We start from the raw sequence: 23113 nt of genomic DNA, 5'->3' as shown, positions 1-23113 counted from the left end.
AGAATCAATTCGCGATTGAAGTTGGCACAATTAAAGTATCTCTTCTACCCAGCTTAAGACGGCTTCTGTCAGCGCAAACTGACGAACGTCATTGAGCATAGTGGTATCAAAATTATGAATAAAAGCAAATGACAATTGGCGCTCAGGATCGCACCAAGCAACCGATCCGTTATATCCCATATGCCCAAATCCTGATAAAGCAGAACTCATTCTCTTATCCGTATCATCGTTGTTAGCATACAAGCTGAATAATCTATGGTAGCCCAATCGCCATTTCATAGCCGCTGGCATAACCGCATCTAAACCCTCAACCTGCGGCGTAGATAACTGCTCAAAAGTAGCACTATCAATCAGCGTCTTTCCTTGCCATATACCACCATTAGCAAGCATCGCATAAATCGTTGCCAATGCTTTAGCGGAAGCAACACCATTTGCCGCTGGAATGACCGCCTGTAATGTTTGACGGTTATGATAATCAAGGGCATGTTTGCCAGCAGGTATCAGCGCCGCCTTATAGTTTTTTAGATTAAGCTGAGTGGTATTGAAATATAAGCTATTAATACGCGCCGTATTTAATACAGGTTGCACGTTATCAATATCAGAGCTATCTAGGCTGTCATCTAGGCTACTTTGCGTCTCAGCTGCACGTTTGTCATTTAGCATTTTCTGTTGCCAGTAATGATAACTAGGCAAGCTTGCATAAGTACGTAAAGTCTCTTGAGAGTCTACTTTTAAGGTTGGTTTTTGGCGTCTCGATTTTAATTGAGAACTCGTATCCTCTGTTTCTTCAAAATCTTTGGCTAATTTTGCCACCTGATCTACTTTGCTATCTGGCACACCAAAATAGCAGCTGTCGGCGATACCCAGAGGCTCTGTTAGATACTGGCGCAGTGCTTCAGCGAACGATAGATTCGTGACCGCCTCTACTACGCCGCCCAATACCCAACCGTAGACCAATGCACTATAAGCGCTGTCATACTTGGTCGCATCTTCGGGAGAGGTAATGGGCATCGCTGCAATGTGGCGCAGCATCATATCCCAATCGAGTACTGTCTCGCTATCGACATCGATACTTTGAATCGAAAACAAATCGGCTTGATGTGACATGACTTGTCGCAACGTAATTTGGTCTTTGCCGTCTGAAGCAAATTCTGGCCAATAATGGGCAATAGGTTTGTCATATTCAAGCAGTTGCTGCGAAACCAGCACATGAACCAATGTTGCCAATACTCCTTTACCAGTAGAAAAATTAATGGCCAACGTATCAGGCTGCCACGGCATATCAGGACGCGCCATACCTGTACTGACTTGCGCGATACAATGACCTGCCTGATACACGGCCACAGCCCCGCCAGCAGGTACATCATCAAGCTGTAAATCTGTCAATAATTGCTGTAATTTTTTTTGAAATTCAGCATTTATAGATGTATTAGAATTTTCTGTATTATGATCCATTATTATTACCTTGCTCCAGTGATATGAATTATTCTGTTTTTAAGATGATAGGAATACGTAAGCTATATAAAATATTTGAACCAGTATAAATGAATTGTGAGCCAATAAAAAAGGCCACCCATTGGTCGCCTTTTTTATTATTTATTTTGATGTTATTTTTAGAGTTTACTCACGTCTAAGACAGCATTGAAATGCAGTGCTGTAAATTTAGTTAACGCGGTACTAGCAAACGATTATGAACTTCTTGTTCAAGCTTGGTCAAACCATGACTGCGACCACGTTCCATCGCTGTATCCATCTTACGTCCACGCAACCATCCTGCCCGCAGCGCTATTGCAGCTCCCACTCTATTACCTGACCCACAGTGCATAGCGACTTTTTTGCCATGGTGCTGGCGTAATACATTATCAAACGCCAATATCTTAAGCTGCTTTAGCTCTTTAGCACCGCTGATAGGCAGCTGTTCGTAGTGCATACCTGCTTGCTCAACTGCTGATGCCTCATCAAAGCTTAACTCGTCATCAGGCTGCAAGTTGATGACCAGCTCGACGCCCGCTTTCGCTAAAGCCGCAACTTTTTCGTCATCTAATGCACCGCACACGATAGTGTTTGCATCTGGACGAAAATAAGGCTCAAAGATATCGGCCAAATCAACGCCATTATCGGCACTAATATGAATGTTAGCGCCGCTATCGTTAGCAGCAACCGTATTAGTCGCTATCGAGCTATCTGTTTGATCTACGTCTATCGCGTTTTCTTCTGAAGGCATGTTTTGTGAAGTCATAATAATAAATATGTACGTTAAATATGGCTGTTAAAATAGAAGCTTTATGATGTTTATATTACTTGCTGTCGCTCTTTAAGGTCACAACACCCGCCAAATGCGGTTTATTGTTTTTAGAGCTATACAGTCCAAACTCACAAGTATCATCTACGTTTGTAAGTTGGGCTACTGGCTCAGCAATCAGCTCTACTTCAGCTGGCAAAAAGATAGGCAGCTTAAATGAGACGTCAATTGTGTAAGCATCAGGCAGGTCACCCATCAGAGCAAGGCATTTAGCCTTTGACCACATACCGTGTGCAATCGCTTTAGGGAAACCAAACGCACGTGCTGATAGTGGATGCAAATGAATCAAGTTAAAATCGCCTGAGACAAAAGCATAACGACGACCGATATCTTCTGGCACTTCAAAAATGCTATGAACACCTGCTTCGTTTACTTCAGGCTTGACCATTACCGGACGCGGCGCGCTCTTTTTATCTTTACTACTAGGTTTTTTGCTACGTGATAAATAAGTCGATGTACCTTCCCAGATGACTTCATCTTCTGACTTTACAATAGTCACAAAGTCAAACTGCTGACCTTGAGCATGATCGCGTAGGTTATCAAAAGTAACCGACATTGCTACCGTTTCACGCTCTCCAATCGGACGATACTGAGTGACGCTATTATCAACGTGAACAAGACCTAACATGGCAAATGGGAATGGCTCTTTGACCATCATGTTCATCTGCAGCGTCTGCGACAATACCGAGAAATAGGTCGCTGGCACTTTACCATCATCAGCAAAACCGCAAATTTTGCGATAGTCATCTAAGTTTTCTTGATCGATATGCAAGTCATCTACATAGTAAGTAGATTGTGGCAACTGGTCTCTACTAACCTTGCCGCCATTACCGATAGGCAATAAGCTTTTGACAATATTGGCGTAAGTGGTGTGCGCTTTTGGCAACGCATCATAATGTTTGTCTGACATAAGTACATCCTAAGTGTGGCTTGAACAAGTTCTTTAACGTATATAAAGACAATCTGCAGTCATTGACTAAAGCCTACTATTAAATCATCTAATAAGCATTAAATTTAATCAACCTCATGAGTATCTTTAATAGCAAAAAATAGTTTGGCTATTGGTTCTTGTGTTTTTATCATAAAAAAGCCACCCTTGGGCAGCTTTATTACACTTTATCAAAGATTATTTCGTAAGCATATGTGATACAAACGAGAAATAATAGCTCATATGATACAACTACTTTCTCTACCTGCACCTTATTTCTCACATATACTTATCAATTAATCAACGTTATGCACCAAGTAAGCTTTGACCACAGACGCGAACCGTGTTGCCATTTAGACCGCCAGACGCAGGTGACGCGAACCATGCGATAGTCTCAGCCACATCTACTGGCAAGCCGCCTTGGCTCATTGAGTTCATGCGGCGACCAGCTTCACGAATAGCAAATGGAATAGCTTCTGTCATTTGGGTTTCGATGAAACCAGGAGCGACTGCATTGATCGTCATGCCTTTAGCATTGTCTTCTAATTGCTTGGCAGTTGCGTTAACCAAACCAATCACACCGGCTTTAGAAGTGGCATAGTTGGTCTGACCCATGTTGCCCGCGATACCTGAAATTGACGACACACATACGATACGTGCGTTTTCTTTCAACACATCATTGTCTAACAAGTAGCGATTCAATCTAGCGATACTGCCTAAATTGATATCGATGACCATATTCCATTTTTTCTCATCCATCTTAGCTAATGTCTTATCACGAGTCACGCCAGCATTATGGATGATTGAATCTAAACCACCACGTTTTTGAGCAGCGTCAGCGATTTCTGCACCAGCGTCTTCACTAGTGATATCTACTGTCAAAGCAGAACCACTGATTTCGCTAGCAACTTTTTGTAGGTCAGCTTGCTGCTGCGGTACATCTAGACAGATAACATGCGCCCCTTCACGAGCCAATACACGAGCGATAGCTTCGCCAATACCGCGACTTGCGCCAGTCACTAGCATAGTTTTGCCGCCCAAAGGTTGGTTCCAGTCAACATCGACTGAGCTGCCTTTACTGACACGTACTACTTGTCCTGATACATAAGCTGAACGAGCTGAAGTAAAAAAGCGTAAGGTTGAATCTAGGTTTTCCTCTGCGCCTTCTTCAACATAAATCAGCTGCGCTGTGATACCGCGTTTAAACTCTTTACCCACTGATTTCACAAAACCTTCAAGCGAGCGTTGAGCCATTGCAGATTCAATATCAGTGATGTTCTCTGGCGTACGACCAACAACAACCACACGACCTGATTTTTCTACGCGGCGTGCAACTGTATGGAAAAACTCATAAAGCTCTTTCAGCTGTTCAGCATTGCTGATATTACTGGCATCAAAAAGCAGTACTTTGAATTGATCATCGCTACCCGTGTTGGCTTTTGCCTCTACGCCTGCATCAGCAAGTGCGTCTTTGATGTCATCACTGCTGTTTACATATACTTCGGCATGGACGTCTGACAGGATACGGGCAACAGACTCACTGACGCTCTTGTCATCACCAGTAGCACGGCCAACCAATACACTACCACGCACCAAACGCTCACCGCTTTCGAAACGATCAAGCGTCGTTGGCATCGGCAAACCTAAGTTTTTTGCTACTTTTTTGCCAATAGAAGATTGAACAAAATCACCGTAACGGTCTGACATAATATAATCCTTATAATTAATGATTCGTATAATAATAAAAAATGCAATGAATCTATTATATAGAGACATTGACATCGTAATTATTTAAATTTAGTAAATCGCCTCAAAACTAGCCTAACTATACACTTCCCTTATAAACAAGTCCAAAAACAGATAATGTCTACAACAATCTGTAAACAAGTCAGTATACAAGCCAGTCGTTTTTAGCAGCGTTAAGCGCCACTATAACATGTTAAAATCTGACCTATAGGTTATGGCATACTTAATTATTGATAACAATATATTATCAAACGTACTGTTATGCAATGCTAATATTTCTTACTAGCCAGTCTATTACAGCGATGCGTCATGGTCATGAATCTACTACCGACCTCATACAAGCGTCACATAGTTTGCTAAAGAGATACATTAAGTGAATAAAAAACGCCTTATGATAAACAGCTGTATTGCGTAATAAATGATAATATTTGCCTGTATAAAATAACTTAACTATTTTTTATTGTTACCTATCACTTTTTACTTCTACCCATACTTTTTAAGGATAATATTATGAGTAATAAAAACAATCATCCAGATAGCCCTGTTGTTGAAAGTACAGTTGTTAAAGCAACGGATACAAAATCAGATACAGCAAAAAAAGAAACCGCTGCAAAAAACACCTCGACTAAAGACAATAGCGCTAAAGAAACTAGTGCTAAAGAAACTGCTAGCCAAAAAGCGGCCGATGAAAAAGTAGAAACCACTGCTGCCAAAAAACCTGCTCCAGCTAAAAAAGCTAGCGCGACCAAACCAACTGCAAATCTAAACCGTGTTGCGATCTTAGGTGGTAACCGTATTCCATTTGCGCGCTCAAATGGATCATACGCTGATGTTAGCAACACAGACATGCTAACCGCTGCATTGGACGGTTTGGTTGAGCGTTATAACCTGCAAGGCGAAACCGTAGGTGAAGTGGTATCTGGCGCTGTTATGAAACTTAGCCGTGATATCAACCTTACTCGTGAAGCGACATTGAATACCTCGCTAAACCCACATACGCCAACTTATGATATCTCACAAGCTTGCGGTACTGGCTTACAAGCGACATTTGCTTCAGCTAACAAGATCGCACTTGGTCTGATCGATTCGGCCATCACTGGCGGTGTAGATACTACTTCTGACGCTCCTATCGCTGTCGGCGATGGCTTGCGTAAAGTACTGATCAAACTTGGTGCAGCAAAAGACAACAAACAACGTCTAAAAGCACTAATGGGTCTCAATCCAAAAGACTTAATCGATTCACCACAAAACGGTGAGCCACGCACTGGCCTATCAATGGGCGATCATCAAGCGATTACCACGCTTGAGTGGAATATCAGCCGTGAAGCGCAGGATGAGCTTGCATTTAACAGCCATCAAAACCTAGCACGCGCTTATGACGAAGGTTTCTTTGACGACTTGATCACGCCATACAAAGGCCTAACTCGTGATAACAACTTGCGTCCAGATACTACATTAGAAAAACTGGGCAAATTAAAGCCAGTTTTTGGTAGAAAAAATGCAAATCCAACGATGACAGCTGCCAACTCTACGCCGCTTACTGATGGTGCTTCTTGTGTGCTATTGGGTACTGATGAGTGGGCAAAAGAGCACGGCCTAAAACCACTTGCTTATATCGTTCATCAAGAAACCGCAGCAGTAGACTTTATTGGTAAATCTGGTACTACAGAAGGCTTACTAATGGCACCAGCTTATGCGGTACCACGTATGCTTGAGCGCGCTGGACTGACTCTACAAGACTTTGACTTTTATGAGATTCATGAAGCCTTTGCTTCACAAGTACTATCAACCTTAGCTGCTTGGGAAGATGAGAAATTCTGTGAAGAGCGCTTAGGCTTAGATGCCCCGCTAGGTTCTATCGATCGTAGCAAATTAAACGTAAACGGTTCATCACTAGCGGCAGGTCATCCATTTGCGGCAACTGGTGGTCGTATTTTAGCTACTGCTGCTAAATTATTGGATCAAAAAGGTTCAGGCCGTGCACTTATTTCTATCTGCGCAGCAGGTGGTCAAGGCGTGACTTGTATCCTAGAAAAATAAGCTTGGTCACTTTTAAGTGAAAAAGATACGCTGACTTATTATTTTAATCAGTACATATCTATCAATAAAAAAATGCCCTTTAATTTATTTAAAGGGCATTTTTTATTGTCTGTACTTTGCTATGATAGAAACGACCTAGATAGTAGCCTCTTAAAAAAGCCGATACGCAAAACAAAGGTAATATTTATGGGTAAGACAAAAATTTTATTAAGAAAAATGAGGCAAGTCATTTTTGGCTCCGGAAAACTGGTGATGACAGAACCGCTTACAACCGCTGATTTTCAATCTCTAACGACTGAAGAGAATTTAGATCGGTACCATCAGGAACAAGCCATCCTTACTGAACGCATCGAAAAAGACATTCTTGATGATGATTTACGTCGAAAAATGCATCAAGACTTAATTGATACATATGATGAAGAACTAGAAAATGAAATAGATGACTATGCACGTGACTTTCGTTTTAACGGACGTGAGATGAGCGAGCAAGAAAAACTGGATCGACGCACCTACTTTCAAGAGTTGGTACGACTACAGCGAGAACTGATAAAACTACAAGATTGGGTCGTTGATCGCGGTGAGCGTATCGTCGTTATTTTTGAAGGGCGGGATTCTGCTGGTAAAGGTGGCGCCATTAAACGCATTACCCAACGATTAAACCCACGCGTGTGCAGGGTAGCTGCCCTGCCGGCTCCTACTGAGCGTGAGCAAACACAGTGGTACTTCCAACGTTACGTGGCCCACTTGCCTGCAGCAGGCGAAATCGTATTGTTTGACCGTAGTTGGTACAACCGCGGAGGCGTTGAGCGTGTCATGGGGTTTTGTACTGACGCGCAATATGAAGAATTTTTTCAATCAGTACCAGAGTTTGAGCGTATGCTCGTACGCTCAGGCATTCGCTTAGTAAAATACTGGTTTTCTATCACCGATGATGAGCAACATGCACGATTTATGAGCCGAATATATGATCCGCTTAAGCAGTGGAAACTCTCACCAATGGACCTACAGTCGCGCCGACGCTGGGAAGATTATACCAAAGCAAAAGAAACCATGTTTGAGCGCACTCATATTCCTGAAGCACCCTGGTGGGTTGTCGAAGGCAATAATAAAAAACGTGCTAGGCTGAACTGTATTGCCCATTTGCTCGACCAAATCCCTTACAAAGAAGTGCCTCGTGACGAAATTGAGTTACCCAATCGCAAACGCGATGATGAATATTACCGCGAACCTATTCCCGATGATATGTATGTACCGCCTCGTTATTAAGCGATTAGCACCTACTACTATAAAAAATTAAATACACTTGATTTAAAAAAGCAGCCTTACTAAATAATAAGGCTGCTTTTTTATATTAATAAGTTAAAAACCACAGCCAAACTCATTAAAGATACAGGTGTGATTTCTAGATACTGCCTAGTTATCACCTAGTTATCACCTAGTTATTACCTAGATACTACATCGTATAAGTCGATTGCAAACTATCGATTTTTCCCGCTAGCAAGCGCTCAACCTCATTCTTGATTCTTTGGCCAGAGACATCACTACCAATTTGCACAGCAAACCCTGCTGGGCGACTGCCTTGACTCTTAGAGTTAATCCAAACCACCTTACCATTCATTGGTAGACGTTCACTAGAGTTGGGTAGCGTGATAGCGATAAACACTTCATCACCCAATTGCTGAGGTTTGTCAGACGGTACAAATAAAGCGCCATTACTGACAAATGACAAATAGCTGGCATATAACATTTCGATACTTTCATAATGACAGGTTAAAATCCCGCCACGTCCTGGCATTGCCATAGTCAGCTTCCTTCATCAACTGGGTTTAATATGTTTATATAAATAATTGTTAGTATATAGTTAAGAATAATTGCAGATTTTCGAACACAAATTAAATGCTCAAGCATGGCTCTATAAGCTTGCCAACTCTTGCATTAGCTTATCATAGGCAAATTTTTCTTGCACATTTTGTTGTAGTGCGATTTTGGTCTGCTGTACGCTGTTGGCAAATGCCTCTAACCCGCTATCAGTAGGCTGATAAGTCGCCAATACTGTTGATAGATTGACATCCTTTTGTAGTTCACTCAGCCCCAAACAGACACGGCGTATATCAAGGAGCATCAGCTCAGACAGCTGTATAAATTCTTTAATATTGAGCTGACCTTGCCAATAATCACTTGCCGCCACACCACTACGTTTACCGCTACGTAGCGCCTGCCATGTGGTCAGCCATAGGCTGCGCTTGCTATACCATGGTGCTTGCGCCAAAGCTATAGCAGCTAAAGGCGCACCATTGGCCAGTTGTATCAACTGCTCAATCGCAGCGGTACCGACGGCTTCGCGGTTAATCGTGTGACCTAACGCCTGCGTCACGTAATCGACAGCAACAGTCGGCTCAATTGTCTGTAGTGCCAACTGTTGCACACGACTCTTAATCGTTGGCAATAGCTGAGCAGGCGTATCACTAATCAAAAACAGATGTACCTGCGCTTGTGGCTCTTCCAATGTTTTAAGCAACGCATTAGCAGCGGCTACTGTCATTTTTTCAGCGTGATCTAATACACAGATGCGCATCCCCTGCCCACCTTGATAAATAAAAGGCTGCAAAGCACGAATATCATCTACTTTAATCTTAAGAGCACTATTGCTAGTAGCTTTAGCGCCTTTTTTATCTTTTGTGCTACTTAATTTTTCTTGAAGCGCATCGCTTTCGACACTGATAGGCATACTAACGAGTGGTAATACTTGCAAGCTCGGATGAGTTCCCGACTTGAGCCACTGACAGCTCTCACACGCTTCACAAGCACCTAATGGGTGTGTGCCACGCTCACGGCATAATAGCCAAGCGACCAATCGCCATACAAAGGCGCGTTTGCCCATACCTTGCATACCAGCAGCGAGCAATGCATGCGGCAAAGACTGCTGCTTAAGTACGCGCTCGGTCAACTGTAACCACAGTACTTTTTGCCATGGTAGTAGTGGCGCAAAATACATACGGTCTGTGTTATCTAGTGCGTCCATATTTCCTGTCAAATTATTCATGGTTATGGCTCTGTCACATTGATTAGATACTTCAGGTATAGCCACGACAACGATACTTTAGCGTTGTAGGAAGCTTAGAATCGTACGCAACTTTGCTCAGACTATTACTTATTAGGGTTCTGAAAGTTATCTAAGCTCATCGCATTTAGACGGTCTAAATCTTCTTGTGTATCGACGCCAGCTGGTAGCTGACAGCCAGCTTCTGCGATGGCGATATGCTGACCGTTTTCTAAAACACGTAATTGCTCTAGACTTTCGAGTATCTCAAGTGGCGTTTGTGGCCAGTTTACGAACTGCTGTAATAGACTGACACGATAAGCGTATAAACCCAAATGGCGATAGGCGTTCTTTGGTGGTTGCGTCTGATTATTATCAGCTAATACGACGTCACGGTCACAAGGAATCGGTGCGCGGCTGAAATAGAGCGCACGCTGTAAGTTATTAGCAGATTGGCTGACTACTTTTACTACCGATGGCCGCTGGAACGTATCATAGTCATTAATAGGCTCACAAAGTGTGGCCATCACGCTATCCTCATCCGCTACCAAAAGCGCCTGTACTTGCTCCAAAAGCAACGGCGGTACAAGGGGCTCATCGCCTTGCATATTCACCACAATATCGTGGTCAGCCCAACCTTTGATAGCTGCTACCTCTGCCAAGCGATCCGTACCTGAAGCATGCTCGCTACTGGTCATAACCACATCAAAGCCTGCATCGGCGCAAACTTTTGCGATTTGCTCATCATCAGTCGCTATACACATGTCATCAGCAAAACTTGCTGTCTGCGCTTTTTCTGCTACCCAAAGTATCATCGGCTTACCATGAATAGTTAGCAATGGCTTACCAGGTAGCCGTGTACTCTTAAAACGTGCAGGAATCACGATATGGGTTTTGGCAGGTGTGGTGGCGAACGACATGGCGTATTCCTATAAAAGTGGTACGGAGATTTAAAACATTAACTGATATTTATAATGAGGCTGACGTGTTCATATCATGGTCGATACGAACCCCTAGTGCCTTTAGTTGCTCATCTAGATTATGATAACTATTCTCTGATAATACAGCCGTCACTGGCAACACCCATAGTCTACTGACAAGTTCTAAATACTCATCATTGAGTGCTTGTGTCGCTGTATAGTCCGCCAATAATGCGCTGATTTTTACCGCATCTTTACTGGTTACGATAATAGGATAGTCACCATATTGTAAAAGCTCAGCCAAACTAAAATCATAATGGTCAGGATAAGGATGCCCTATGACCTCAAAGCCAATAGATTCCAAGGTATCAAAAAACCGCTGCGGATAGCCGATACCACTAACAGCATGAACACGACTATTATTAGTAGGCATCACACTATTAAGTTGTGCTGCGCTCGATGTAGGATTCCATAGACGTTGTAACTCATCAGCTTGCAAATGCATGGTCAAACGGTCAGTAGACTGTATCTTATTACCATTTCTAGAAGTCCGAGTTAAATCTGTACTTGGTTTTTCATGATAGATAACATTTGCACCCTCTAATCGTGACATCGGCTCACGCAAAAAACCTGTTGGTAATAGCTGCTTGTTACCAAACCCACGGGCAGCATCTACCACAATCCATTCGATATCACGCTGTAGTGCATAATGCTGCAAACCATCATCTGCAATAATCAATTGCAAATTAGGTTCTGCCTTTAACAGAGTAGCAATCGCTTGTTGGCGATTGGGGCAGACTGCCATAGCAGCGCCTGTCATATGAGCAATTAAACACGGCTCATCCCCTACTACATGGGGTAAGCTGGTAGCACTAACCAATTCCGGCATTTGACTCGTATCACCGCCATATCCGCGACTGATTACCCCTACTTTTATGCCTTTTTTTTGTAAGTAGCCGACCAGAGCAATAATCAGCGGCGTCTTACCACTACCGCCCACACTGATATTACCAATGACCATCACAGGAATAGGCGCTCGATAGCTTGATAATAGCCCAGCCTTATAAGCTTGACGACGTAATAAGGTGATGAAACCGTATAACCAACTGATAGGCAGCAACAACCACAACCAAACAGCTTGACGTTGCCATGCGCGGGTGACTGTCGTCTCAATACTCATTAATCAATATCGCTTATCTTATTGGCTCATGGCTGCGTGAAAATTAGCTGACAACTTCTAAACTGACTACTCGAAATCTCGAGCATACATTTGCGCATAGTGGCCTTGCAGCTGCATCAGCTCATTATGCGTTCCTAACTCAACAATCTGGCCGCCATCCATCACAGCAATACGATCCGCTGATTCGATAGTCGTCAGTCGATGGGCAATAACCAATGTAGTACGGTCTTTCATCACATTATCGAGCGCTTGCTGGATATAATACTCAGACTCATTATCAAGCGCGCTAGTGGCTTCGTCTAAAATTAGAATCGGTGCATCTTTTAGTAGCGCGCGAGCAATCGATAATCGCTGGCGCTGACCACCAGATAGTTGCAACCCTTCAGCACCAATTTCACTCTGATAGCCATTTGGCATTTTCATAATAAAGTCATGAGCGAAGGCATCTTTTGCTGCTCGCTCAACCTCAGCTTGAGTCTTGTCAGCTAGGCTGCCGTAAGCAATATTATTAAATACGGTGGTATTAAACAATACTACCTGCTGGTTCACCATTGCAATTTGAGCACGCAAACTCTCTAACTTAATATCTTCAATTGGCATACCATCCAATGTGATTTGCCCTGAAGACGTCTCTAGAGTGCGTGTTAATAAATTGACCAATGACGACTTGCCCGCGCCACTTCGCCCGACTAATGCAACTGTCTCACCTGCTTTGATATTCAAGGTAAAGTCACGTAGAGCCACCGTCGAATCTGGATATACCAAGCTGATATTATCTAACGACATTTGCCCTGATAGCGCTTTGCTGATTGTGCCCGTGTCTTCTTCTTCTGGCTCATCAAGTAGCGCAAAAATCGACTCACCAGCAGCCAGACCTTTTTGCAGCTTCTGATTAATATCAGTCAGCGAACGTACTGGCTTACTCAATAAACCTGCGGCTGCAATGTAAGAGATGAACTCACCTGCTGAAATATCATCTATTACTGCAGGTCGCAGCGCAAGCCAGACGACAACGGCCATCGCAACCGCCATCAACAGCTGTACGGCTGGCGTATTAATACTATTGGTAACAACCACCTTCATACCTTGGCGTAGATTTTTCTTCGATGTCTTATCAAAACGTGCTGATTCGTATGATTGACCACCGTAATTTTTGACCACTTGATAGCCGCCGATGACTTCATTAGTAATGTGACTGACATTACCCATCGTCTCTTGGATACCTTTTGAGAGCTTAAGGTAGCGCTTTGATGCAATGCGTACCAGCCATAGTATTGGTGGCAATACCACAAATAAAATAAGCGTTAGACGCCAATTGCTATAGAACAAAAAACCGATCAACGCGACAACGGTCAAACCATCACGCAGCAAGGTCTTCATTGAGTCTGTACTGGCAGCCGTGACCTGCTCAACATCAAATATCAACTTCGATGAAATCGTACCCGCTGGATTGGCCAAATAAAATGAACTAGGCAAGCGCAGTAATTTATTGAAAACTTCTACACGTAGCTCATAGACTAAGTTGCGTGAGACCAATGCAGAGTAATAGTTACCCAAAAAACTACCAACCCCACGCACAAAGAATAGCAGTATAATCAATAGCGGAAATAAAGCTTGTTTGCTTCGATCATTCTGATTGATAGCATCAGTAATATATTGCAGAAGCTTGGCAGTCCAAATCTCTGTCCCTGCATTAATCGCAAAACCTAACGCCGTCAATAGCAACGCCCACCAGTAAGGCTTCAAATACCTTAATAAGCGTAATAGTGTCTTACTCTTAGGCGTAACGGGCGATACTGCCGATGCATTTTTAGCAGAAGATTTTTTAGAGTCAGGTAAATAAGCTTGGCTCATAAAAGCCTCAATTTGGGTATCGTGGTATGAATGGGCTGTGTTTTACACAGTTTTATGATGATAAGACTATATCTGTTATTGCGGAAGCGTTTGGCCAAGTGGTACCACTGTACTGATGTTTAAATTCAAAAATCCGAGCTTTCCAGCGATATCCATCACTCGTACCACAGACTGATGAGTCGCATTGGCATCCGCTGCAATGACAAATAACATATCGCGATTGCTGCCCGCCTCTTGCTGCAACATACTGGTCAGTTCAGCCTCATTGCTACTAGCAAGCGTAATGCCGTTGACCAAATAGCTACCATCTTCTTGCACAGCTACTTCGATACTGTTGTTTTGTTCTGTCAGTGCGACACCTTCCGCTTCAGGAAGGATAATATTTAAACGACTAAAGTGATTAAATGAGGTAGCAAGCAATAAAAAAACAATCAAAAACAGTAAACAATCAATCATCGGTGTTAGATTAATTTCAAGTGGTTCAACCGTTGGTTTTCTAAAACGCATATCAATCTCTTTAATTCAGCTACCAGTTATAGGCTTAAGATTTCTATTCTTTAAAACCGCATTGACTACACTGCCGCTATGCTAGTCTTATCCGAATCCAACCCACCGAATGAACGTTCTTGCACAACACTATCTTCTATTGACAGACGGCTAGAAGCTGTAGATGGCTGCGCACTAGCAAGCAAATGATAATCATACAGCTCTTGAATCATAAGCCCTGCTTGAGTCTCAAACTGAGCATTAATATCAATGATACGGCGCTGAAAATAACGATAAGCAACCAACGCAGGGATAGCAACGATCATACCAGCAGCGGTAGTGATTAGTGCCTGTGATACACCAGCAGCTAGCATCGTCGGATCTTGCATTGCACCATCAGTAATCGCTAAGAATGACGAGATGATCCCTAGTACCGTACCTAACAGGCCAAGCAACGGCGCTATCGCACCGATAGTTCCTAACATATTGATGTTTTTTTCTAACTGATGAACTTGGACGCTAGCACGATTTTGCATGTGCATCGTCATCGACTCTAGCCCATACTGCCGATAAAGCAAACCCGTTGCCAAGATATCGCCAAGCGCCGTCTTTTCTTTTACATTCATCAATTGTGTACGACCAATATCGCCATTTTCACGTAAACGAGTTATTAGCTGTTCGCGCAACCTGCTAGGAGCAACTTTATTAAACTGTAGCGTATGACTACGTTCAATAATGATGACTAATGCCAATATAGAACAGACCACGATAGGTGTCATTAGCCAGCCACCTGCTTTTACCAATTCCCACATACTCACTCTCTTCCATATTTTTGCAAAAATAATTATTACAGAGGCGATTTAGCGTTTGGATAGATACAGCTAACTCGCAAACGTTATTAAGCCTGAGCTTCTATATGTTTAATCAACGCAGCTAATTGGTCTTGATTGTGGAAAAATATCTCAACACTACCTTGACCATCTTTTTTATGTTTTAGTTTGACTTCAGCACCAAGCATGTCTGTCAATCTTTGGGTCAAACGCTCTACATCACGAGATTGTATTTGTTCAGCACGGTTGATCTTGGGAGCTGGCTGCAAGATTGATTTGACCAATTTTTCAGCCTCTCGCACGGTCATACCGCCATCAATAATCTTTTGCGCGATGATAGGTTGTTGTTCAGAGGACAATGCTAAAAGTGTACGAGCATGACCCATATCTAGCGCACTGTTGGCTAAATGGTCTTTTACTGTATCATGCAGCTGATTTAAACGAAGTAGATTCGATACTGTCGTACGCGCCTTGCCAACGACTTCAGCGATCATGGCATGACTCATACCAAATTCGGTATGAAAACGCTGCAATGCTGCTGCCTGCTCAATCACTGATAAGTCTTCACGCTGGATGTTTTCAATCAGTGCTAATGCAATTGCCAACTCATCAGATAAAGCACGCTCAATCGCAGGGATAACCGCTTTTCCTGCCATTTTTGCTGCGCGCCATCGGCGTTCACCAGCGATAATTTCGTGAGTGACAAATGCTTCACTCTTATCCTCATTTGCTAATAGTGGGCGGATAACGATAGGCTGCATTACGCCATGCTGCTCGATAGAAGACGCCAACTCTGCAAGTGCTGTCTCACTCATATCACGACGAGGCTGATACTTACCTGCTTGCAAACGTGTGACATCGATCTGCACAAGGCTAATCTGATCTTCGGTCGCGCTCGTATCTGCACTATTGCCACGCGATTTGTTGAGCGACGCCTTACTGGTAGTACGAGGTAAACGTGGCGCGCGAGTACTATTCTCACTAGCAGTATCATTATCAGTATTGGTAGTCGACTTTTTACTGGCTTTCGTCGAAGTGATATCAGGTGCTATGTCTGTGGACAAAGTATCTACAGGCGCATTAGCATCTACAGGAACATTAGCATCTGGCGTAGCATTTTCACGCGCCACCATGTCGTCTTGCAAGGCAGAGGCGGTAATTTGCTTTTCTTTTTTGATTGACCCTAATAAGGCATCTAAGCCCCGATTAGCAGCCAACCCTCTTTTCTTCGCCATGATTACCTATCCTCTAACGCTAAAATAAAAGCCAATTGATTACTGATGCGGCTTACTAAATACAATGTTAAGTGTTCTATACTTATACTATTCATTCACTGTGCTGACCAGTGACGCTTTTTATCTAAAAATTCTTTGTAAGAGCTTTGGATAAAAACTAGCTACTTTGTTTCATCACTTCAGCGGCCAGCTTTTGATACGCGCGTGCACCTTTTGACCATCTCTCATACGCAATAACTGGTAAGCCATGCGCAGGTGCTTCTGCCAAGCGAATATTCCTTGGAATATGAGTCTTGTACATGATATCGCCAAAATGCGCTTCTAGCTCAGTAGAGACATCACGAGCAAGCGTGTTACGCGCATCAAATAGCGTTCTAACCACACCGCGAATATATAGCTTAGGGTTCAACTCTGTAAGGCGTTCAATCGTTTGTGATAAGTCTGCCAACCCTTCTAGTGCATAATACTCACACTGCATAGGAATAATCACACTATCTGTAGCCACCAACGCATTAATCGTTAGTAGATTCAAACTAGGCGCACAATCGATAATCACATAATCGTATGGCTGTTTTTGTGTGGATACCTGATCGTTAACCAATTCGGCCATCGCAGTCTTAAACAGCTCATGACTGTCCGTCTTACTCATTAGCGTAATGTCCATGCCAGCCAAATCGCGATTAGCACCGATGACATCGAATCCAGCAGGACTAGTAACGATTGCTTCAGACAGCGCGACACCATCTAGCAAAACGTCCGCTATGGTAAGATCTAACTCGTTTTTGTCAACGCCTGTACCACTGGTCGCATTACCTTGTGGGTCTAAGTCAATCAGCAGTACATGCTTGCGTTTAGCAGCCAAGCTGGCGGTCAAATTTACTGCCGTTGTGGTTTTACCCACACCGCCTTTTTGATTCGCAATTGCTATGATTTCCATACACTCACTCAATTCTATTAGGGTCTATTACTTTTGACTCGGTTGGTACAATTATTTTTTTATTCAATCTTGTACAGCGACACTCGCTCAATATTTAAAAATAAGCAATTTATGGTCTAAAATGCTCAGTTTGCGGTCGAGCATTTTAAATGCTTTTAAATACTATGTCATTTAGATACAGACGTAAACTGTGTTTCACAAAAAACAGTGCCTGTTTCATGACTGCGAAGTGTTTATGGTTCAACTATCTTTAGCAGACATTTCAATTAAATGACGACTGTCGTGCAAACGTGGCACCGTCAGTTTAATAGTTTTGATATGCCAATCGCTATCGAGTGCTTGTAGCTCTTCCTCACTCGGCACTTTGCCCTTCATAGCACATAAGAAGCCACCATCTGCTAATCTTGGCTGCGCTACCTCTACAAAATCTATCAAACTGGCAAACGCTCGTGATGTCACCACCGCATAACTTGCTTCATGCGCTTCAATACGCGATGCAATCGGCTGCATATTACTCAAGCCAAGCTCGCTGCTGATTTGCTTAATAAAGCGGATTTTCTTCTGATTGCTATCAAGCGCCGTACACTGGCGCTCAGGCTGACAAATGGCAATGATAACTGCCGGCAACCCTGCTCCCGTGCCGATATCTAGCAACGATCCGGCGGGTAAATGCATTATAATAGACAGACAATCTATCACATGCTTAATCAGTGCTTCTTCTGGATCAGTGATCGCGGTCAGATTATACGCTTTATTCCATAGTAAAAGCTGGTCTAAGTACAATAATAACGTGCGCTGCTGAGTTTCACTTAACGGCAGACCCAGCTCATTTATCGCTTGCGCCAAGATATTAGCCAGCTTTGGCAATTGCGAACCAAGCTTTACGAAACCAGCCGGATCAATATTGATATTACCCATACTAGCAGACGATGAAGAGTTTTTAGCGGAAGCTGACATACAACGAGTTATCCAGTTTTGACTTGTGAACCGTTTATTTTATCATGCAGTCTGCCCATTGAATAGTTGCAGATTGCGCCAATGTGGGACATCTTATACTATCTACGCTTATCATGAGGTGTTATTCTGCTTTGATTACCTCCAATTCGCTGATTAAGTCATTTGTTTTTTACCAGTTTCACTCAGGCATTTGTCTAAATATGATACAAAACTGCGCTTAATGACTTCGCTAATAGGTGACTATATCTTGTAAGATGTCATGATTAATTATAAAAAACTCAGAATACGCCTGAACAGATAAAACCAATCACTTCTCATATTCCTTTAATACTTTTTAAGATGATTTTTCAAACGCCTATGACAGAACAACCCTACACCCCTATATCGCAAGTATCAAAAGACGCTAACAATATGGTAGTACCTGCTACCGACTCAAAAAATACTAAGCAAACAGCACCTGATACCCCAAACCCTATCTTCATAGAAGTTCAGCAAAATTGTCGCATTTCCGCTGAGCAATTAAAACGCTATAGCGACCCTGATGAGTTGCCTACAGACACACGTACTGCGCCCGACTTAGATGTGGGCTTCGGTCAACAACGCGCGCTTAAAGCATTGCATACAGCGCTGGATATTAAAGCCAGTGGCTACCATGTGTTTGCCGCTGGTGAAAACGGTTTGGGCAAGCGTACTGTGATTAGTCGTCTTTTGACGCGTATTGCCGCCGACGCACCGACGCCTGATGATTGGGTATATGTGCATAACTTTACCGATCCACGCACACCATTGGCGCTGCGTCTACCAGCTGGTCAAGCCTCGCTATTACAGCAGCAAGTTAATAACTTATGGCAGCAAGCAAAAAAGCGTTTAAGCCAACGCTTTCGTAGCGATCAATACCAAAGCAAAATTGAAGCCATCAAAAACAGTACTCATCAAAAAGAAAGTCATGCCTATGACGCGCTTAATGCTGAAGGCAAACAATATGACCTAGCATTAACGTTTCGCTCGTTCGATAATAAAGCCGTATTTGTTCATCCTAGTCAGCTGCCTACAGAAAGTAATAGCGATGATGACAAGCAAATAAAAATACCTAGCAATCATAAAAATTCTGAAAAGCTCGATGATAGCGAAAAAGTTAATATTTTGAGCGAAAAAAATAATGAGCGTAAGGAAAACCAAGACTCTACATATGGCAATAATGAGTATGAAGCTGAGCTGAATAACTTCGTGCAAAAAAACCATATGCAAAAGCGCCTAAGTCAATTGACTATCGCTTTAGAGCAACTAGAAGACGAAGCCAACGATGAGATAGAGGCATTACATCGTAGTATTGCCCAACGTGCTTTACAGCCATTATTTACCCCTATCTACGAGCAGTTTGCGACTCATCCACTTGTCGTAGAATATCTCAAAGCTGTATTTGATGACATGGTCACTCACGTAGAGCGTATCGTCAATGGCGATGATGAGGAGTTTGTGACAGCAGTGTTGGCTACGACGCCTAGTCGTTATGCGGTCAATGTTATTGTCAGTCATACACCTGACAGTGGCGCGCCAGTGGTATTTGAGGATTTGCCAACCCATCTCAATTTATTAGGGCATGTCGAGCAAATCACCCAATTAGGCACAGTAACCACTGACGTGAGTATGATTCGTGCAGGTGCTCTACATCGCGCTAATGGCGGCTATTTACTGTTAGAAGCCAGCCACGTCCTTGAGCATCCTTATGCATGGCAGGGCTTAAAGCGCGCATTACAATCACGAAAAATAAAACTGTCTAGTCTAGAGCAAATGCTGACGCTAACCGGTAGCTTATCTCTTTCACCAGCGCCTATTGATTTAGATATCAAGGTTATCTTGTTAGGTGAAGCAGATTTATATTACGAGCTACTAGAGCTTGAGCCTGAATTTGATGCGGTATTCAAAGTCCGCGCTGACTTTCATGACGATGTGCCTCGTACCATTGAGCATGAATTGGCACTGGTCGCAAAAATGGCCGATATCATCGACCATGCCGACCTTTATCCGTTTGATAATAGCGCGCAGGCCACACTACTTGAACATCTAAGCTTGCAAGCTGAAGAACAAGATCGCTTAAGCCTACACAGTGACTTATTGATTAAACTACTGCATGAATCAAACCGTCACGCTCGCTTAAATAATGAGACTATGGTGACGGCAGATCATGTCACTCAAGCAATCGATGACATGGATGAGCGTTCAGGATATTTGCGCGATCTGTACTGGGATGAGCTGAAAAACGGCCAACAACTAATCCAAACGCAAGGCGATGCTATTGGACAAGTTAATGCATTGACTGTGGTCAGTTATGCCGATAGTGAGTTTGGCATGCCAGCACGGCTTACTGCGGTCATTCAGCCCAATATTGGCACAGGTGAAATTCTTGATATTGAGCGTGATGTAGACTTGGGTGGTAGTTTACACGCCAAGGGCATGTTGATTATGACCAGCTATTTGCGCGCGCTGTTTAGTCAACATCATGCACTGAATTTTAGTGCCTCACTGGCGTTCGAGCAGAGCTACGCGCAAATCGATGGCGATAGTGCCACTGTGAGCGAAGGCTGTGCATTGCTATCCGCGTTAGCAAACGTGCCTATAAATCAGTCTCTTGCGATTACTGGATCTATGAACCAGTTAGGCGAAGTACAAGCAGTTGGTGGCATCAATGCTAAAATCGCAGGTTTCTTCGATGCATGCCGCGAGCAAGAGCTAACAGGCGATCAAGGTGTCGTCATTCCGATGGCTAATGTCAAACAACTGATGCTACGTGACGATATTATCGATGCGGTAAATAGAGGAAAATTTCATATCTATGGCGTCTATACTCTAAGTGAGGCCCTGACGCTGATGACTGGTTTGCCCATCGACACCATCAATAAAAAAGGCCGTTATCGTAAAGATACTTTATTTGGCAAAGTATTAAGCCGTCTGATGCTGTGGGATGAAAACCAGGAAAGCACTGATGACATCGATGATGAAAAGTCCAAAAAGAAAGCGAAGAAAAAGCGTAAAGAAAAACGTCAAAAGAAAGAAGATAAGAGAATAAAAGAAAAGCGAAAAGGTGAGAGAAGTAATGAGAAAGGTAGCGAGGAAAGTAACAAGCAAAGCGATGCTAAGCCTATTGATGACACCCTAAACGATAGCGAGACAACAGCTGTCGATGAGGATGGCAATTAAAATTTAAACGGTACTACCGATACGCACGCACATTGCTGTTCGACTAGATTCATTGTTATGTCTATGGCTAGATCGAACAGCAACCATTGAATAATAACCATCGAATAGCAACTATTAAATAAACATACGCATGCATGAACGTCGCTAGACGCTACGCTGCTTTTCTGCGATGATTAACGGTTCCTGATCGAGCAATATCGTGCCAGAAACCGACTTGTAATTTCATAAAGGGTATCTCTTAATGACTGTACATCCTACTGATGCTGATAACATCCAAGCTCAGTCCAATCCTAGTGAGCAGGCAGGTGCGCTTGCAGCTGTAGACACTGGCACCTCAAAAGAAGCCAATGCCGCCAATATTAGTGACAATCGACATGGTGCGGCAACGACTGCTCGGCAATGGCAGGTACTATCACAACTACAGCGCAATCGCTGGGTAGGCACCACGCATATTTATGAGCAACTGATGATGGCAGGCTTTGATATCAGCCTACGTACTGTCCAACGCGATTTAAATGCCCTTGCCAAACGCTTCCCTATCGAAAAAAATAATGCCAATCCTCAAGGTTGGCGCTGGAAAGAAGACGCACCATTGCAAAGCTTGCCGCATATGAACTTATCACAAGCGGTTGCTTTTAATATGGTCGAGGCCAATCTGACCCAGCTACTGCCACCTGTTATTTTAGATGAATTATTTCCTTGGTTTGACTTAGCACGGCGACAGCTCAAGAACAGCAAAGTGACCCACTCTTGGATAGACAGAGTGCGTATCGAACCTGCCACACAGCCGCTTATCGCACCAGATATAGATTTGGATAGTAAAGACAATATTTACCACGCGCTATTTTATCAACTACAGATTCATGCTTGTTATACTCGTAGCAACAAATTACAAGCCAGCGAATACATCCTAAATCCAATCGCAATTATCCAGCGTGGCGTGATTATCTATCTACTGGCAACTCGTACCGATGACCCAGAAGCCACCATTCGCACCTTTGCCTTACATCGGTTTGATAGTGTTGAGATTCTCGAAACCGCTGCAAAAACACCAGAGAATTTTCAACTCGATACGTATTTGGATGAAGGCAGCATGGGCTTTAGTCACCCACTGTTTGGCGAATTGGACGAGCGTGGCAAGAATACCGCTGTTGAGCTTAGGTTCACTAGGCAAGCAGGTAAAAGTCTGACCGAAAGTAAGCTTAATGACGATCAAACCGTTACGTTAAATGAGGATAACACCCTTACTGTAAAGGCCACTGTTAACTTAACCTCACAGCTGGTTTGGTGGCTACGTGGATTTGGTAGTGGCTTATTAGATGCCAAGCCTGAGCTACTTTATCAAGCAGTATTAGATAAGTCTTCGACAGCAATCAGTGAGTGATATCACTGACCTGAGATAGGCTTACCTCAGCACGCCTTAAGTAAGCAAATACCAAATCTAGATAACGGTTAGAAAC

At 43.2% G+C, this 23113-nt stretch carries 18 protein-coding genes; 4 read left to right on the top strand and 14 right to left on the bottom strand.

Annotated features, from left to right (window positions below; translation table 11 throughout):
- Window positions 1-30: 30 nt before the first annotated feature.
- From ACIGBM_RS05245 to ACIGBM_RS05230, 4 genes are all read right to left on the bottom strand, one after another.
- Window positions 31-1455 carry a serine hydrolase domain-containing protein gene (locus tag ACIGBM_RS05245; protein WP_397476993.1) on the bottom strand — a complete coding sequence of 475 codons (1425 nt, stop codon included), beginning with the start codon at window positions 1453-1455 and terminating at the stop codon, window positions 31-33.
- Window positions 1456-1666: 211 nt separating this feature from the next.
- On the bottom strand, window positions 1667-2239 hold the full coding sequence (locus tag ACIGBM_RS05240; RefSeq protein WP_397476992.1) for a serine/threonine protein phosphatase: 573 nt from the start codon (window positions 2237-2239) through the stop codon (window positions 1667-1669).
- 58 nt (window positions 2240-2297) lie between these two features.
- Window positions 2298-3212: a MaoC family dehydratase gene (locus tag ACIGBM_RS05235; RefSeq protein WP_394124174.1), complete on the bottom strand. Its 915-nt coding sequence runs from the start codon at window positions 3210-3212 to the stop codon at window positions 2298-2300.
- Between the two features lie 324 nt (window positions 3213-3536).
- Window positions 3537-4937, bottom strand: a complete 1401-nt coding sequence (locus ACIGBM_RS05230) for a 3-oxoacyl-ACP reductase (RefSeq protein ID WP_397476991.1) — start codon at window positions 4935-4937, stop codon at window positions 3537-3539.
- 549 nt (window positions 4938-5486) lie between these two features.
- Here ACIGBM_RS05230 and ACIGBM_RS05225 point away from each other — a divergent pair.
- Complete coding sequence (locus ACIGBM_RS05225; RefSeq protein ID WP_397476990.1) at window positions 5487-7016, top strand: acetyl-CoA C-acetyltransferase; 1530 nt, start codon at window positions 5487-5489, stop codon at window positions 7014-7016.
- A gap of 186 nt (window positions 7017-7202) precedes the next feature.
- The gene (ppk2, locus tag ACIGBM_RS05220) at window positions 7203-8282 is read left to right on the top strand and encodes a polyphosphate kinase 2 (protein WP_397476989.1); all 1080 of its coding nucleotides are present in this window, start codon (window positions 7203-7205) and stop codon (window positions 8280-8282) included.
- A 187-nt stretch (window positions 8283-8469) separates the two neighbouring features.
- Here the strand turns inward: ppk2 and ACIGBM_RS05215 are convergent, their stop codons facing one another.
- From ACIGBM_RS05215 to rsmG, 10 genes are all read right to left on the bottom strand, one after another.
- The gene (locus ACIGBM_RS05215) at window positions 8470-8817 is read right to left on the bottom strand and encodes a PilZ domain-containing protein (protein ID WP_101205408.1); all 348 of its coding nucleotides are present in this window, start codon (window positions 8815-8817) and stop codon (window positions 8470-8472) included.
- Between the two features lie 111 nt (window positions 8818-8928).
- On the bottom strand, window positions 8929-10059 hold the full coding sequence (locus tag ACIGBM_RS05210; protein ID WP_397476988.1) for a DNA polymerase III subunit delta': 1131 nt from the start codon (window positions 10057-10059) through the stop codon (window positions 8929-8931).
- A gap of 104 nt (window positions 10060-10163) precedes the next feature.
- Window positions 10164-10976 carry a 3-deoxy-manno-octulosonate cytidylyltransferase gene (kdsB, locus tag ACIGBM_RS05205; RefSeq protein ID WP_397476987.1) on the bottom strand — a complete coding sequence of 271 codons (813 nt, stop codon included), beginning with the start codon at window positions 10974-10976 and terminating at the stop codon, window positions 10164-10166.
- Window positions 10977-11025: 49 nt separating this feature from the next.
- Entirely contained in the window at window positions 11026-12156 is a 1131-nt protein-coding gene (gene lpxK, locus ACIGBM_RS05200) for a tetraacyldisaccharide 4'-kinase (RefSeq protein ID WP_397476986.1), read from the bottom strand.
- A 66-nt stretch (window positions 12157-12222) separates the two neighbouring features.
- The gene (msbA, locus tag ACIGBM_RS05195) at window positions 12223-14010 is read right to left on the bottom strand and encodes a lipid A export permease/ATP-binding protein MsbA (protein ID WP_397476985.1); all 1788 of its coding nucleotides are present in this window, start codon (window positions 14008-14010) and stop codon (window positions 12223-12225) included.
- 75 nt (window positions 14011-14085) lie between these two features.
- A complete protein-coding gene (locus ACIGBM_RS05190) occupies window positions 14086-14517 on the bottom strand; it encodes a biopolymer transporter ExbD (protein ID WP_057759437.1) in 432 nt (143 codons plus the stop codon).
- Between the two features lie 65 nt (window positions 14518-14582).
- On the bottom strand, window positions 14583-15308 hold the full coding sequence (locus ACIGBM_RS05185; protein WP_397476984.1) for a MotA/TolQ/ExbB proton channel family protein: 726 nt from the start codon (window positions 15306-15308) through the stop codon (window positions 14583-14585).
- An 86-nt stretch (window positions 15309-15394) separates the two neighbouring features.
- Window positions 15395-16561 carry a ParB/RepB/Spo0J family partition protein gene (locus ACIGBM_RS05180; protein WP_397476983.1) on the bottom strand — a complete coding sequence of 389 codons (1167 nt, stop codon included), beginning with the start codon at window positions 16559-16561 and terminating at the stop codon, window positions 15395-15397.
- A gap of 157 nt (window positions 16562-16718) precedes the next feature.
- Window positions 16719-17498: a ParA family protein gene (locus ACIGBM_RS05175; RefSeq protein ID WP_102078567.1), complete on the bottom strand. Its 780-nt coding sequence runs from the start codon at window positions 17496-17498 to the stop codon at window positions 16719-16721.
- 240 nt (window positions 17499-17738) lie between these two features.
- A complete protein-coding gene (gene rsmG, locus ACIGBM_RS05170; RefSeq protein WP_397476982.1) occupies window positions 17739-18455 on the bottom strand; it encodes a 16S rRNA (guanine(527)-N(7))-methyltransferase RsmG in 717 nt (238 codons plus the stop codon).
- 357 nt (window positions 18456-18812) lie between these two features.
- Here rsmG and ACIGBM_RS05165 point away from each other — a divergent pair, with 357 nt between their 5' ends.
- Entirely contained in the window at window positions 18813-21653 is a 2841-nt protein-coding gene (locus ACIGBM_RS05165) for an AAA family ATPase (protein ID WP_397476981.1), read from the top strand.
- Between the two features lie 241 nt (window positions 21654-21894).
- Window positions 21895-23037 carry a helix-turn-helix transcriptional regulator gene (locus ACIGBM_RS05160; RefSeq protein WP_397476980.1) on the top strand — a complete coding sequence of 381 codons (1143 nt, stop codon included), beginning with the start codon at window positions 21895-21897 and terminating at the stop codon, window positions 23035-23037.
- Window positions 23038-23113 lie beyond the last annotated feature (76 nt).

The sequence above is a fragment of the Psychrobacter sp. NPDC077938 genome (assembly GCF_044542635.1).
GTDB lineage: Bacteria > Pseudomonadota > Gammaproteobacteria > Pseudomonadales > Moraxellaceae > Psychrobacter.
Note: the sequence above shows the minus strand (reverse complement) of the source record. Positions and strands in the feature narration are given on the sequence as shown.